13 protein-coding genes are annotated in these 13608 nt (G+C 67.5%); 5 read left to right on the forward strand and 8 right to left on the reverse strand.

Annotation, left to right across the window (positions count from 1 at the left end):
* Window positions 1-786: 786 nt before the first annotated feature.
* Window positions 787-1746: a peptidoglycan-binding domain-containing protein gene (locus tag ACM9NP_RS23460; RefSeq protein ID WP_415648947.1), complete on the forward strand. Its 960-nt coding sequence runs from the start codon at window positions 787-789 to the stop codon at window positions 1744-1746.
* 23 nt (window positions 1747-1769) lie between these two features.
* Here ACM9NP_RS23460 and ACM9NP_RS23465 read toward each other — a convergent pair whose 3' ends face one another.
* Together ACM9NP_RS23465 and ACM9NP_RS23470 are read right to left on the reverse strand one after the other, a co-directional pair.
* The gene (locus ACM9NP_RS23465; protein WP_415648948.1) at window positions 1770-1928 is read right to left on the reverse strand and encodes a hypothetical protein; all 159 of its coding nucleotides are present in this window, start codon (window positions 1926-1928) and stop codon (window positions 1770-1772) included.
* Between the two features lie 16 nt (window positions 1929-1944).
* Window positions 1945-2277 (reverse strand): hypothetical protein, encoded by a 333-nt coding sequence (locus ACM9NP_RS23470; protein WP_415648949.1) that lies wholly within the window; start codon window positions 2275-2277, stop codon window positions 1945-1947.
* A 295-nt stretch (window positions 2278-2572) separates the two neighbouring features.
* Between ACM9NP_RS23470 and ACM9NP_RS23475 the strand changes: the two genes are divergently transcribed.
* Window positions 2573-3526, forward strand: coding sequence for an exonuclease/endonuclease/phosphatase family protein (locus ACM9NP_RS23475; RefSeq protein WP_415648950.1), 954 nt, complete (start codon window positions 2573-2575; stop codon window positions 3524-3526).
* A gap of 148 nt (window positions 3527-3674) precedes the next feature.
* Here ACM9NP_RS23475 and ACM9NP_RS23480 read toward each other — a convergent pair whose 3' ends face one another.
* The gene (locus ACM9NP_RS23480; protein ID WP_415648951.1) at window positions 3675-4502 is read right to left on the reverse strand and encodes an alpha/beta fold hydrolase; all 828 of its coding nucleotides are present in this window, start codon (window positions 4500-4502) and stop codon (window positions 3675-3677) included.
* 170 nt (window positions 4503-4672) lie between these two features.
* Entirely contained in the window at window positions 4673-7648 is a 2976-nt protein-coding gene (locus ACM9NP_RS23485; RefSeq protein WP_415648952.1) for an AfsR/SARP family transcriptional regulator, read from the reverse strand.
* A gap of 181 nt (window positions 7649-7829) precedes the next feature.
* Between ACM9NP_RS23485 and ACM9NP_RS23490 the strand changes: the two genes are divergently transcribed.
* Window positions 7830-8318 (forward strand): hypothetical protein, encoded by a 489-nt coding sequence (locus tag ACM9NP_RS23490; RefSeq protein WP_415648953.1) that lies wholly within the window; start codon window positions 7830-7832, stop codon window positions 8316-8318.
* A gap of 45 nt (window positions 8319-8363) precedes the next feature.
* Window positions 8364-9881, forward strand: coding sequence for a hypothetical protein (locus tag ACM9NP_RS23495; protein WP_415648954.1), 1518 nt, complete (start codon window positions 8364-8366; stop codon window positions 9879-9881).
* A gap of 99 nt (window positions 9882-9980) precedes the next feature.
* Here the strand turns inward: ACM9NP_RS23495 and ACM9NP_RS23500 are convergent, their stop codons facing one another.
* The 4 genes from ACM9NP_RS23500 to ACM9NP_RS23515 form a co-directional block, all read right to left on the reverse strand.
* Entirely contained in the window at window positions 9981-10529 is a 549-nt protein-coding gene (locus ACM9NP_RS23500; RefSeq protein WP_415648955.1) for a P-loop nucleotide/nucleoside kinase family protein, read from the reverse strand.
* 130 nt (window positions 10530-10659) lie between these two features.
* A complete protein-coding gene (locus tag ACM9NP_RS23505; protein ID WP_415648956.1) occupies window positions 10660-11286 on the reverse strand; it encodes a class I SAM-dependent methyltransferase in 627 nt (208 codons plus the stop codon).
* On the reverse strand, window positions 11283-11756 hold the full coding sequence (locus tag ACM9NP_RS23510) for a MarR family winged helix-turn-helix transcriptional regulator (protein WP_415648957.1): 474 nt from the start codon (window positions 11754-11756) through the stop codon (window positions 11283-11285). The genes ACM9NP_RS23505 and ACM9NP_RS23510 overlap by 4 nt, the downstream gene beginning before the upstream one ends.
* A 261-nt stretch (window positions 11757-12017) precedes the next feature.
* Window positions 12018-12692 (reverse strand): GntR family transcriptional regulator, encoded by a 675-nt coding sequence (locus tag ACM9NP_RS23515; protein ID WP_415648958.1) that lies wholly within the window; start codon window positions 12690-12692, stop codon window positions 12018-12020.
* 108 nt (window positions 12693-12800) lie between these two features.
* On the opposite strand from ACM9NP_RS23515, the gene ACM9NP_RS23520 reads away from it, so the two are divergent.
* Window positions 12801-13232: a VOC family protein gene (locus ACM9NP_RS23520; protein WP_415648959.1), complete on the forward strand. Its 432-nt coding sequence runs from the start codon at window positions 12801-12803 to the stop codon at window positions 13230-13232.
* The last annotated feature ends 376 nt before the right edge of the window (window positions 13233-13608 follow it).

The following is a 13608-nucleotide window of genomic DNA, read 5'->3' on the forward strand; positions in this document are numbered from 1 at the left end:
GTCCAAGGAGGCGCCACCGGATGCGCTGATCGCGTTGCGCGTGACGCCCGACTTCTGAGGGAACGAGTGGACGCGGGCCGCCTCGTAAATGCCGATGGGTCCGCTCCGCTCCCTCGAGCACGGCAACACCATGAGATCGCGCATCCTTTGGTGTGTGAGGATGCAGTCGATTCGGGGCCATCCCCGAATCGGGACACCCCGAATCATTGTTCGATGGACGCCCGCGTGCGCGAGGACTGCACGCAGGACCAGGGCCGTTACCGGTGGAACGTGCCCATATGGCGATATGTGCACGCGTTGGACGATTCCTTGGATTCCCATAACCTGGCCATGTTCGGCTGGATGATCGCGGGCCGGATTCGCCATGCGCACAACACGAATGAAGTGGGTGCCGCTAGGGCGAAACGCCAGTTCGTCACCACATTTCCAGCGCGGCAACGAAACTGTCGACAATGCTCTCAATGAGGGCACCTGAATTCTCAGTATTCCATCGCGCGAGGGAATCTGATAATTTGCGGAATGCGCGGTGATCGTTCCCGTGCGACGAAAACAGAATAATGACAGATAGAGGCTGTTCCATTACTCGATAGTTCGGCGACGGCGGTGCCAGAACGTCATCGGAGGGTTGTCGAAGCTGTTCATAGGCATCGACTTCTCGGTATTGCCGAGTGACGCACTCGGCCCCTCGCCTCGCACGACCTGAGTCGGCGAGACAGCCTCGGATCAATCGGCTCGCTCCACGAGCCGCAGTACCGGCATTCCACCATCCCCTGGAGGAAAATCACCATGTCATTCCGTAGCGGCAAAGGCCGGCTACGCATTCTCACCGTCGCGGCGGCCGCGGCCGTCGTCATCGGTGTGGGCGTTCCCGCGGCCATGGCCGATACCCCGGCTCCCCCTGCGCCGGAACACAAGGCCAACGCCCAACTCCTGGACGCGAAGTGCGCCGTCCCACCGAACCACGACCCCGCGATCATCCGGCAGATCCACGGCATCGCGCAGAGCCGTGGCGTCACCGACAAGGTCATGCTGGCGGCGTTCGAGGCCGGCTGGGTCGAGTCGCACATGAACAACCTGAACTGCGGCGACCGTGACTCCCTCGGGGTCTTCCAGCAGCGCCCCAGCCAAGGCTGGTGCGACCCGGCTTCCCTGTGCCTGGACGTCAACCACGCGACGAACAGGTTCCTCGACCAGGCGATCCCGAACGACCGCAACAACCCGGGTTACACGGCCGGTCAACTGGCGCAGAGCGTCCAGCGGTCCGCATACCCGGAGCGCTACGACCAGGCCGAGGCCAAGGCCCGCGCGATGATCGCCGAAGCCGGTGGCACGCCCGCGCCCGGTCCGTCGTGGCCGAACTTGAAGGTCGGCAGCACCGGTGCGGACGTCGTCGCGGCGCAGCACCTGCTGACCGCGCACGGCCACTCGACAAGCCCGGACGGGGACTTCGGCCCCGCCACCGACTCGTCGGTCAAGGCGTTCCAGACCGCCAAGGGCCTGAGCGTCGACGGCGTGATCGGCCCGCAGACGTGGTCCACACTGATCATCAACGTCTCCAGTGGGGACAGTGGTGCGGCGGTGAAGGCCCTGCAGGCGCAGCTGAACGCCCACGGCGCGAACCTCAGCGTCGACGGCGCCTTCGGTCCAGCCACAAAGGAGGCCGTCAGCTCGTTCCAGAGCACGGCCGGTATCACCGTTGACGGTTTGGTCGGGCCTCAGACCTGGCTCGCCCTCATCGGAAGCTGACCCGGCATCGGCCCGGCCGGTCGTCAACCGACCGGCCGGGCCGACAACTCCCCACGGCCCTCGTGATCCAGCCGACTGACCGTGTTCGGTCCGGCGGTGTGGTCGGTGGCGGTCGCGTTGAGCATCGAGTTGATCGCCCGGCACCGGCTCCACTGTCCGGTCGACGCACTTCGATAGGACATCGTTCGATCTTTGCCACTATGGACACTGTGGCGCGTCCACGACCTGGCGTCTTCGCCAGAAACGTATGACATCGCCGAAGAAGGTCAAGACGACGATTCGCAGCCGCAGGCTCGACTTCAGCATTGCCTTGAACGGACGAGGAAGTTCCGACCGCAACCTGAAGGCGAGACTCAATCCGAACCCCGTCAATGCCGCCCACATTGTCACTCCGACCGCGAAGACCGCGATCGTCAGCGAGGTGTGGGACAGCGACGCCACCACGACAATCGCCGCCTGAATGCAGGGAAAGGTCCTCGCCACCACGACGAGGTGCCGGTATGACGCGAACTGATGGAGATCGACCGTCATCGCCATACCGCCTCCATAGCGAATCAGACATTTAGGTATCTAATGAGTTCTCATTCTAAGTCGCGTTTCACGAAGTGAACGGGTCGACGCCTGGCGATACGCGGCGGCCGCAAACCGATTTCAGGCGATTTCGTCCTTTCCCACAGTGGTCCCATAATGGTGCTCTCAACGGGTTCCCTGGTTAGCGTGATGACCTGGCGAACAGCGGAAGGCGTGTCTCGATCGCTTCGGTGACGACGCGTTCCACGCCCACACTGGATGCCTGCCGCCCCTTCGATCCCCTCAAGGAGTTGAGATGTCCCGACGTCGACGCGGAGTAGTCCGCCTCTGGTACGTTCTCGCCGGTCTCGTCGCCACCGTGACGACCGTCGCCCTCGGAGCGACGCACGTGGCGAGCGCCGACGTGAACACGTCGCCGAGCCAACTAGTCGTCTACAACAACAACATCGAGAACATGGTTCCGCAGAGCTGCTACGGCACCAACTGGAATCTGCTGGTCACCTACATCAAGAACCAGCCGAAGAGCCCCGACATCTTCACCGTGCAGCAGATCTCCAACATCACGCAGCTCAACGCCCTGACCAAGCGGCTGTCGGACGAACTGCCCGGCACCTACGCGGGGAAGATCGCGATCGAGAACCCCGGCTCGATGGGCTACACGAGCACGTGCGGCAAGCTCAAGAACCAGCAGACCAACGCCGTCATCTACCGTTCCGACCGGTTCACCTACGAGGCCGCCACTCGCTGGCGTTCCGACGCCCCTGAGAACAAGACCGGTCCCTGCCGCAACCTCGAACCGACGAAGACCAGTCAGGATCGCGTCCACAACATCGCGGTGCGTCTGCACGACAACATCGCCAAGAAGGACGTCTCCGTGGCCTCGATCCACTGGGCGACCAACACCTGGAACGGCCCCGACTGCGCGGATGAGAACATGAAGGAGGCCGACGACGCGTTCGACCGTCTCGGGGGTTCGCTCAAGATCCTCGGCGGCGACACCAACGCGACCACCGGCAAGAAGGACTGGTGGCGGGACGCTCGCGGCTACGGATTCCGCGACCCGATCGCCGAGAAGTGCGGCGGCGGACCGTCCTGCCCCGACGAGCACAACACGACGACGAACAGCCGCATCGACTTCCTGCTCGTCAAGCAGGGACACGGGTTCAGCAACGTCGCCACCATCACCCAGACCATGGCCGGAGGCAAGTACTCCGAGCACCGCGCCGTGACCGCTTACGTCAAGTACTGACGCCGCATCCGCTCATCGCCCACCGCCCCGACCCCGCGTCGCCGAACCCCGCAACGGGTTCCGCCCGGGGCCGGGGCGCCACCGCGTTCGGCGTTCTAAGGGCCGATAGACCGTTGCTCAGATGAGGACGAGATACAGACCATCGGTCCTATAAGGAGGCTGGGGCTACATCGATCGGGGGGAGCCAGGAGGTCAGTAGGGATAGGAAGTCGTCGGGGCGTTCCATCGATGGCAGGTGGGCCACGTCGAGCCATTCGACGTGGCGGGCGCCGTCGACGCCCTCGGCGATCCGCCGGGCCGCCTCGCGCACGACGTCGAGATCCAACGCGCCCACCAGGACCAGCGTCGGTGCCTGGATCTCCGCGTACCGTTCGACGGCGGGCGGTTCGAGTTCGACCTCGTCGATCGGACCCCAGTCGGCGGTCACCTCGAACGCGCGCCGCTGCATGACCCCCACGAGCTGCCGGACGGCGGGGTCGACGTCGCCGGGATCGCGTTCGGGACCGTCGACCCACCAGCTCAGGTTCGCGTCGACCGCCGCGTCCAGGTCCCCGGATTCCATGGCGGCGTCCTCCTCGTCGATGAACCGCCCCAGATCGGGGGTGACCTCCGCGAACAACGCCCCTCCCGGAGCGCTCAGCGTCAGGGACTCCACGAGCGACGGACGGGTGAGGGTCGTCTCGAACGCGACGCCCGCGCCGTAGGACGCCCCGACGAGGTGACAACGCTCGATCTCCAGCTCGTCCAAGGTGTCGAGCACGTCGTCGACGGGGGACAGCGCGACACTCGGCGGCGTCGTGGAGTCGCCGAAACCGCGAAGGTCCAGCCTGACGACGTCGCGTTCGGCCGTGAGCGGCGCCCAGATCTCATCCCACATTCGACGGTCGGCGACACCGGCGTGGATCAGGACCACGGGCACACCCCCGCGCGGGCCGCCGCGGTCATAGGCGATACCCGACGAACTCAACGTTGTCACTGTCGACGTGATCCTCTCTCGTGAAAGCAGCGCGAACACACCACGGCGGGCCCGTCGGCACAAACGGATTCCGTCCGGGGAACGCGCGCCGAGGCATCACCCTACCCGGGAGATCCCCTGTGGTCGGTCCTGGTCTCGTCGCCGAGCGTACGGACGCCGACGTCACGGCCTCAGTCGAGGGCGTCCAGTTCCGCCTGGATGCGGAGCTTCAGGCGGACGGCGTTCGGGCCCAACAGTTCCCGGCCGCTTTCGAGCCAACGGCGGGCCTCCTCCACGTCACCCGTTCCCTTATGAGCGATCGCGAGCGCCCGGTGGGCGTCGGCTCGGCTCCCGACGGCTCCGATCTCGCCGGACAGTTCCGCCGCCTGGGTCAGGGTCTCGATGGCGCTCGCGAAGTCTTCGAAGGCGGTCTGTGTCTCGCCGAGGTTGATGAGGGTGTTGACGAGTCCGATGCGGCTCGTGGTCTTCGCGAGCGCGAGCGCCCTGTCGTGTGCCGCGAGGGATTTCGCGCGGTCGCCTCGGTGTCGGTGGACGATGCCGATGCCGTCGAGCGCGCCGCACTCGATCCGGCTGTGACCGATGCGGACGGCGAGTTCGTGCGCGCGTTGGAGGTGCGCTTGGGCCTCCTCCGTGTGGCCGGTGTCCAGGCGCTGCATGCCCAGGTACCACAGGGCTTCGGCTTCGCAGGCCTCGTCGGAGCCCTCCTGGGCCATCCGCAGCGCGGTGAGGGTGTGTCGGATGGCGTCGTCGGCCCGGTCGAGCGCGACGCACGTCGAGGCGAGATTCCGGAAGCAGCGGGACGCGTTGCCGGGCATGCCCTCCTCGGCGAGGATCGCGGCGGCCTTCTCCTGGCCCGCGACGGCCTCGGCGGGGCGGCCGAGTATGACGAGGACGCTCCCCTGGTTGGTGAGCACCGCCGACTCGCTCAGTCGGTTCCCGGTGGCGCGGAACAGTTCGACGGCCTGGGCGTAGTGGCGCGCGGCCGACGGGTAGTCACCGAGGACCATGTACGTAGCGCCGAGGTCGTTGAGCGCCTTGCCTTGCGCGTTCCGGTCGCCGGTGCGTCGCATGGCCTCCAGCGCGTTCCCGTGGATGCTGAGCGCCTCGGTGGCGTAGGCGCCGGAGTGGAGGTATCTGAACAGGCACAGGGACAGTTGGTTGGCGTGCTCCGGCCAGCCCCCGTTCGCGGCGAGCGCGACGACGGCGACGAGGTTGCGGCGCTCGGCTTCTGCCCACGTGGTCGCCTCCTCGGACGTCTCGAAGTTCGCCTTCGGGGAGGCTTCCGGGATGCCCGCCCATCGAGCGCGTTCGTTGGGGGCGTAGCGATCCATGGCGGCGCCGGCGGCGTGACGGTAGTGGTCGAGGAGTCGGGTCCGGGCGGCGCGGCGGTCGTCCTCGGTCTCCTCGGCGTGCAGGCGTTCCCGGGCGTACGAGCGCAGCAGGTCGTGGAAGGTGTAGCGGTCGTATCGGGGTGATTCGAGGAGGCGACAGTCGACGAGCGTCTCCACGGACAGCGCGGCCTCGGTCGGTTCGAGGTCGGCGAGGGCGGCGGCGACGGTGGCAGAGAAGTCGTCGCCGGGATGCAGGGCCAGCAGGCGGAACACCCGTCGTTGGGTCGGTGTCAGGTGCCGGTACGAGAGGGCGAAGGCGTTCTCGACGGCGGTTTCGAGGGGCGGTGCGGTGGTCCGCTCGGGGCGGTGCCGTTCGAGGAGTCGCCCGATCGTCCATTGGGGGCGCTGGCGGAGTCTGTTGGCGAGGATCCGGACGGCCAGCGGTAGCCCGCCGGTCGCGGTGGCGACGTCGCGCAGGGGGTGCCCGTCGGACGTGACGCGGTAGGCACCGACGATCTCCGTGAAGAGGCCGACGGTCGCGGCGGTCGTGAGTGGTGGGACGGTCAGCCCGATGAAGTCGCCGGACATGGTGAGCGGGCGTCGGCTGGTCGCGAGGACGAGAGCTCGACCGGACGCGGGGATCAGCGGTTCCAGTTGAGCGTCGTCGGCGGCGTTGTCGAGGAGGATCAGGAGTCGACGGTCGGCGGTTCGGCTGCGCCACAGGGCGATGCGTTCGTCCGGGGCGATGGGGATGCCGTCGTCGGGCACGCCGAGCGCGCGCAGCATCTGGTGCGCGGCCCGATCCGCGGGGACGGGGTCGGCGCCGTCGGTGTAGCCGCGCAGATCGACGTGGAGCCGGCCGTCGGGGTAGCGGGAGGCGAGCCGGTGTCCGAAGCGGACGGCGAGCGCGGTCTTGCCGACTCCGGGCATGCCGTCGATGACGACGACGGTCGGCGCCGTGCCGGGCGCGTCGTCGACGGTCTTGAACAGGTCGTCGAGGAGGTCGTCGCGTCCGATGAGCGAGGAGACGTCGGGGGGCAGTTGCGCGGGCGTGTCGGCGGGGACGGCGGGCGTCGGAGCGGTGAGGGTCTCGCCGCGCAGGACGGCGCGGTGCAGTCGCTGGAGTCTGGGGCCGGGTTCGATGCCGAGTTCGCGGGAGAGAACGTCGCGGGCCGTGCGGTAGACGGTGAGGGCTTCGGCACGGCGGTCCTCGCGGTACAGCGCGTACATGAGCTGGGCGTGGAATCGTTCCCGGTAAGGGAATCTGGCGGTGAGTCGGGTGAGTTCGGGGATGAGCGCCTCGTACCGGTCGGCGCGCAGTTCGATCGCGTTGCGTTCCTCGATCGCCTTCAGCCACAACGCGTCGAGGCGTTCGATCTCCGGGGTCAGCGCGAGACAGTCGGCGAAGTCCTCATAGGCGAGTCCGCGCCACAGGTCCAGGGCCTCCGCGAGCAGACGTGCCGCGTCGACGTCGTTGTGTTCGGCGCGGGCGCGGTCGGCTTGGCGAACGAGCATGTCGAAGCGCTCGGCGTCGAGGACGAGGCCGTCGGTGACGAGGCGATACCCGGTCGCGGCGCGTTGGATCCGGTCGGGCCGGTCGAGGGCCTGCCGGAGTCGGTGGATGTAGATCTGGATGGTCTTGCGGGCGTTGGCGGGCGGGTCGTGCGGCCACAGGGCGTCAATGAGGACACTCTCGCCGACGGATCGGCCGGCTCGGGAGACGAGGACCGCGAGGAGTCGTCTCGGCATGGCGACGACGGAGACCGCCGCTTCGACGGTGCTCGCTTCGAAGGGCCCCAGGACATTGACGCGCACGGCCTTCTCCCGTCACCGACTCCGGTGGGCGGTCGAGCCGGGAGGCGTGAAACCGCCGTGAAACTGGGCGCCTTCACGGTAGGGCATCACCGCAAACCCTGTGGAGGCAACACATGTCAGGACATCGAGTTCGACGACGCGGGCGGAACCGTCGCGACGGCTTCGAGAGTGGGGCCGGGTCATGAGTTCGCTCGCGGAGGCGATTCGGACGTTGTCGGTGTCGGCGACCTCGCCGATGGGCTGGGTGAAGGTGACGGTGTCGGAGGGACGCACCGTCGTCGAGGTCGTGGGCCGGGGCTCGGGGGCGGCGCCGGAGCGCGAGCTGGCGGGTGAGGCCACCGCCGCGTGGTGCCAGGCGCTGCGCCGCGAACGGATCGCCCGAGAACGCCTGCGCGTGTCGATTCGGGGGAAGGCGACGCGCGAGCCCGTCCCGGAGATCGCCGATCGCGTTCGGGAGCGGCGCGCGGCCGTCGAGGCCATCGAGGTGTCCGCCGAGTCCCCCGGTGGGGTCGTGCGGGTGACTCGGGTCGGCTCCGTCACCGGGGAGATCCGGGTCCGACCCGGCTCGATGACCTATCTGGACGATGCCGCGTTGGGTCGTGAGATCGAGGCCGCCATCGCCGAGTCGAACCGTGCTCGGGCGCTCGCGCATGCGGCCCTGACGACGTGAGATCGACATCCCCCATGAGAAAGCAACAACAGACGTGGAGTGCACATGAATGATTCCTTCGATCTCGATGAGATCATCACGGACTCGGCCCTGTGGGCGAAGTTCGACGAGTTCAAGATCGCCTATGTCGACGCGCTCATCGAGGCGGACGAGGTCGAGAACGCCACCGAGTTCTACGACAGTTTCAAGGCCAACGTCTGGCACCAGGTGCACATGAACGCGCAGTTCGTGATCTCCGGGCGTCCGCGCTCCCTGGATCCGGTGGTGGACTACCTGACCGAGGCGAAGCAGCATTTGCAGACGGCCGAGGGCGACTTCAGCGGGCTGGCGTCGGAGCTCGTCGCCTGGTCGGGGCAGGGCGCGACGAAGTTCAAGAACGAGTACCAGGACAAGTTCGGGCCGGTGAACGCCAACCAGTTCGTCATGATCGGCGAACTGACCGGCTTCACGCTCGGCTATCGACAGTTGATGGCGAAGGCGCGCAAGGACTTCGACGCGATGCTGGACAGCGCGATCGCCGCCTGTCACAGTTACGAGAAGGACAGCGGGGGCGCGAGCGGCTGGAACACGGCGTTCAAGGTGGTCGGGATCGCCGCCGTCGCCGCCGGAATGGTCGCCGCGGCGTTGGGGACCGGTGGCGCGAGCCTCGGTGTCGGTGCGACGATCATCGGCGGCTTCGCCGGTTTCGGAGAGGCGGCGACGTCGCCGTCCGAGGGGAGCCGGTCGGTGGCGTTCTCTCACCCGTTCGAGATCCTGAGCCAGCTCAACACCGTCTCGGACGGTCTCTGCGAGACGATGGTCGGCGAGTCCGACAAGCTCCTGCGCGTACTCACCGACGACCTGTCGGAGATCGGCGACGGCGAGGCCCTCATCATCCCGCGTCCCGACGTCAGCGGGCTCCCGCCGAACCAATACCTCGCGGACTTCCCCTATGTCGGAGCCAGCAACGACATGACCGTGGACCTGTTGGCGCTGTGGATGTCCGGCACCCGGAGGCTGCCCCTGGTGGCGTACTCGTACGCGAAGGCCGGTGGGCAGGTCAGCTACTGCGACTCGGGGATCAACGTCGGTTTGGGCAGTGCCGACTTCGTCGGCGGCGGGGTCGTGGAGAACCTCAAGTACCTGTTCGACGTGGTGCAGGCCAGACTCAGCGAAATGCGCGACGATCTCGTCGACGTCGGCGCCGTGTTCGTGGGGATCGCGGAGGCGTACTCCGCGACCGACGAGGGCGGTGCCGCCGCCCTGAACGCCCTCATCGAGGAGGAGCGCGCGTACGGGAACCTCGACGACGTCCCCACCTCCATTCCGACCGTCAGCCAGCACGACATCGAGGACGCCCCGGACGTGGAACCGGAGTCGAGCGAGGCACCCGGTGGATACAACCCGGTGATGCCGACGCCGCCCATCGACACGACGCCGCTCAGCCCCGGCGGACCGTACATCATCGTCGACGGCCCCGACGTCGACGATCCCTCATGGACGACGAAGGAGGAGTACGACCCGAGCGGTCGCCACGGCGGCGACACCCGTCCGCCCGGTGACACCGACGACGAGGACGACTGACCTGAATCGGAACGTCCCGCCGTGGGGATCTCGTGCCCGTATTCCCACGGCGGGGCGACGCCACCGATCGAAAGTCGATAGTGGACAGATGGCCTGCCGTCAGGGTTTGAGCCGACCGTCCTCGACCTGACCGACGACCGTCCGCACGAGCGAATCGACGGGCTCGGAGGAATCGAGTCGGAGAACGGACGCGGGCCATTCCACATACTCGGCCCTCCGCCGCTCGATCTCCTCCCAACTCGGGTTGTAGAAGCCCTCCAAGGCGTCCCGCTCCTCGGCCCGAGCGCGGTGCAGGCTCACATCGGTGAGAACGCACTCGAACGACAGCAGCCGCGCACCCGCCGCCGTGGCGACGCGAGACCAGGTCGCCCGCGCCTCCGGCACTGCGTTGACCGCGTCGACGACCACGAGCCTTCCCGCCCTGAGCTGCACCTCCGCCACCGCCGCGACGACCTCGTAAGCGGCGACCCCGCTGCCGACGGAACGGTCGACCCCACACCGCCACATGGCGGCCTCGGCGACGTCGACCGACAGGTGCGTACAGTCCAACCGGACCGCCGTCGCCGCCGCGACCGTGGTCTTCCCCGTACCGGGCAGTCCCGAGAGGACGACGAGCGTCCCGGGCGAGGGCGTCGTGCGGTCATCCATGTCAGAGAGCTCGTTCACGCGCGGGTCACATCGCTTCGCTTCGATCCTGTCGTCACGGCACCGGACGAACGCCGGGACCGTCACAAATGGAGAACGAACACTACGCCGTGGATCACGCGCCGGTCGGCCGTCACATGGCCTTCCGCGCGTGCACCCTCTCGATGATCCCGCGATTGGTGCGTTTCGATTCGACGACCGTCAATCCGACCTCCGCCAGGTGCCGTATCGGCCGCCGGGCGAAGTGCTCCCCCTGAGTGGGAACGGTGATCAGATCGGCGGCGTGCTGGAGAAATCGCAGCGGCCAGGACGTCGAGACGACGTGGTCCGCCAACAGCAACCGACCACCGGGCCGCAGCACTCGCGCCGCCTCGGCCAGCGCCCCGCGTTCGTCAGGGATGCAACACATCGCGAAAGTGCTCAACACCGTGTCGAAGGACGCCGACGCGAACGGCAGCCGGGCCGCGTCCGCCACGTGCAGGTCGATTCGGCGACCCAGCGACCTGGCCCGCTCGCGAGCGACCTCCACCATCTGTGGGCTCCACTCGATCCCGGTCAACTCGACGTCCTCGGCGTAGTGAGGAAGGTTGAGGCCCGTCCCGACGGCGAGCTCCAAGGTCACACCGCGAGCGCGCTCGCAGACCCACTTCCGGCCGTCTGCCAGAAGGCGCCGCTCGACGCCTGCGGTGCGCGCGTCGTAGCCGGCCGCTCGCCTGTCCCACTTGGTCATGAATCGGACAGCGCTCGTCTTTCGCGTCATGTCGTCGTCCCCTCCGTGTCGGTCGTGCTCTCGTCTCCACTCAGGATCCGCGCCAGGGTCGCCTTGACGGTGTCCAATCGCCTGTCCCCCACCATTTCGGCCCAGCCTCTCTCCATGGCGGTGAAGTACCGTTCGGCGGCTTGGGCCGCCGAGGCGCCCCGCTCGGCATAGACGACGATCCTCGCCCGCCCGTCGGCGGGATCGGGGACACGCCGGACGTACCCGACGCGTTCGAGGTGCCCGACCAGTTCACTGATCGCCTGGGGTGTCATGCCCGCGCGCTGGGCGATGACGGTCGGCCGGGTTCCATCACAGTCGATGTGGCGCAGCACATTGACGCAGTGCGTCGGTCTGAGGTCGGAGAAGCCGCGACCGGCCAGGTGTTCCGTCAAGCCGTTCATCACCCGGTCCAGGGTCAGGCTGATCAGCTGCGGAAGCGAGGCGGTGTCGTCGGGAAAGGACGTCGTCATCGTTCGCGGTCTCCTCGTGCGGCCCATGGCGAAGCGCGGATCCGGCGCGCCGCTGTCGAACGACGCGTTCGACAACGGTGCTCCAGTAACTTTATAAAGCATCCTACTAAAGTTCCCGAAATAAATCGACGATGCCCCGATCCTCATTGGCGCCAGCCGTACCACCATCCCGGAGGCAGACATTAAACGTCCACAATGCTCAGATTGTCGCGACGTCGGGCATGTGACGGCACGTCGAGCCGAGCCCGATGGAGGGTCCGATCAGGACGACGCTTCCTCTGCCGGGCCTACGAGCACCTCGAACGCGTCCCGGCGATGCGCCGCGAACAGTTCGAGAGCCGTCTCCGCGTCCCGCGCCCGCAGAACCGCGGCCAACTCCCGGTGCTCCTCGGGAAGGTGGGACCGGTAGCCGTCGGAGTCGATCCGGATTCGAGTGAGCAGGAAGAGGTGGATCTGCGAGCGGATCGCCTCCCACGCCTCGATCAGGCGGCGATGACCGGTGGCCGCGTACACGGCGTCGTGGAAGGCGATGTCGCACCGCACGAGCGCGTATTCGTCCTCCGCGCGCGTCATGGCCACGGCGGCGCGTTCGACGGCGGCGATGGACTCGTCGGACGCGCGCTCGACGACCTGCTGAACGGCGAACTGTTCCAACGCGCCGCGAAGGCTGTACAGCTCCGTGATGTCTTCAATGGACAAGTCGGCGACGGTCGCGCCGCGATGCCAGGCGCTTCGAACGAGGCCCTCGCGTTCCAAGCGCAGCAAGGCTTCCCGGACGGGGCCGCGGCTCACGTCGAGCGCGGCGGACAGGTCCACTTCGCGCAGTTGTGCCCCGGGTGCGTAGGCGCCGCTGAAGATCGCGTCGCGAACGCGATCCGCGACCTCGTCGGCCAGGCCTCGCCGCCGCGCGGGGACCACGCCGTCTCGTTCACCCATGACTCACCTCTCATCGTCGTAGCCCCGTTCTGACAATGTCGCAATGTTAACATTGCGACATTCCAGCGCCCGGAAACGGGAAGCAAGCACCAGGAAGGAAGCCGCCCCATGACCGTCCTCGACTCCCCGATACCGCGATTCCACCTGGCGATGCCGGTCGACGACCTGGCCGCCGCCCGCCACTTCTACGGCGAGACCCTCGGCCTCGAACAGGGCCGCAGCGCCGACACCTGGATCGACTGGAATCTCCACGGACACCAGTTCGTCACCCACCTGGCGCCCGCCCGCGCCCAACGGATCCACAACCCGGTCGACGGCCACGACGTGCCGGTGCCGCATTTCGGGCTCATCCTGACGGTGCCGGAGTTCCAGAAGCTCGCCGAGCGACTGCGCGCCGCGAGCACCACGTTCGTCATCGAGCCGTACGTCCGCTTCGAGGGCCAGACCGGTGAACAGTGGACGATGTTCCTGCTCGACCCGGCCGGAAACGCCCTGGAGTTCAAGGCCTTCGCCGACGACTCACAGGTCTTCGCCGTCTGACGACCGCCGCCAACGGCGGGACGGGTGCGACGGGCGAGCGTCGCACCCGGCAGTTCCCCGAAGCCAGGGGCAACTGCCGTTCGGGCGACCGAGTTCCCTTCGTTGACCGCCCAGCCAACCCCCACTTCGGCGTGGTAGCCGAGGTCCGTTCGTTACCCACCTAACTGCCCCCACTTCGGCGTGGTGGCCGAGGTCCGTTCGTTACCCACCTACTTTCGGCTTGGTGGGGCGACGTACGAGACCACACCGTTCTGCCGTGACCGCAAGGAAGACCCACCAAGCCGNGAAACNCNACCACCGACCAANNNCCANGANCCAGCAGANGTCACCTCCCCCGGCTTGGTGGGTCTCCGTTACCGACCCCGCAGAACAGTTC

The sequence above is a fragment of the Stackebrandtia soli genome (assembly GCF_965137155.1).
GTDB classification, from domain to species: domain Bacteria; phylum Actinomycetota; class Actinomycetes; order Mycobacteriales; family Micromonosporaceae; genus Stackebrandtia; species Stackebrandtia soli.

What these genes read in the sequence shown, in the direction of transcription:
- ACM9NP_RS23460 (WP_415648947.1), top strand. Translation starts at nt 787, where the DNA reads ATGTCATTCCGTAGCGGCAAAGGCCGGCTACGCATTCTCACCGTCGCG.
- ACM9NP_RS23505 (WP_415648956.1), bottom strand. Translation starts at nt 11,286, where the DNA reads ATGACGCGAAAGACGAGCGCTGTCCGATTCATGACCAAGTGGGACAGG.
- ACM9NP_RS23490 (WP_415648953.1), top strand. Translation starts at nt 7,830, where the DNA reads ATGAGTTCGCTCGCGGAGGCGATTCGGACGTTGTCGGTGTCGGCGACC.
- ACM9NP_RS23495 (WP_415648954.1), top strand. Translation starts at nt 8,364, where the DNA reads ATGAATGATTCCTTCGATCTCGATGAGATCATCACGGACTCGGCCCTG.
- ACM9NP_RS23515 (WP_415648958.1), bottom strand. Translation starts at nt 12,692, where the DNA reads ATGGGTGAACGAGACGGCGTGGTCCCCGCGCGGCGGCGAGGCCTGGCC.
- ACM9NP_RS23475 (WP_415648950.1), top strand. Translation starts at nt 2,573, where the DNA reads ATGTCCCGACGTCGACGCGGAGTAGTCCGCCTCTGGTACGTTCTCGCC.
- ACM9NP_RS23465 (WP_415648948.1), bottom strand. Translation starts at nt 1,928, where the DNA reads ATGTCCTATCGAAGTGCGTCGACCGGACAGTGGAGCCGGTGCCGGGCG.
- ACM9NP_RS23510 (WP_415648957.1), bottom strand. Translation starts at nt 11,756, where the DNA reads ATGACGACGTCCTTTCCCGACGACACCGCCTCGCTTCCGCAGCTGATC.
- ACM9NP_RS23500 (WP_415648955.1), bottom strand. Translation starts at nt 10,529, where the DNA reads ATGGATGACCGCACGACGCCCTCGCCCGGGACGCTCGTCGTCCTCTCG.
- ACM9NP_RS23520 (WP_415648959.1), top strand. Translation starts at nt 12,801, where the DNA reads ATGACCGTCCTCGACTCCCCGATACCGCGATTCCACCTGGCGATGCCG.
- ACM9NP_RS23470 (WP_415648949.1), bottom strand. Translation starts at nt 2,277, where the DNA reads ATGACGGTCGATCTCCATCAGTTCGCGTCATACCGGCACCTCGTCGTG.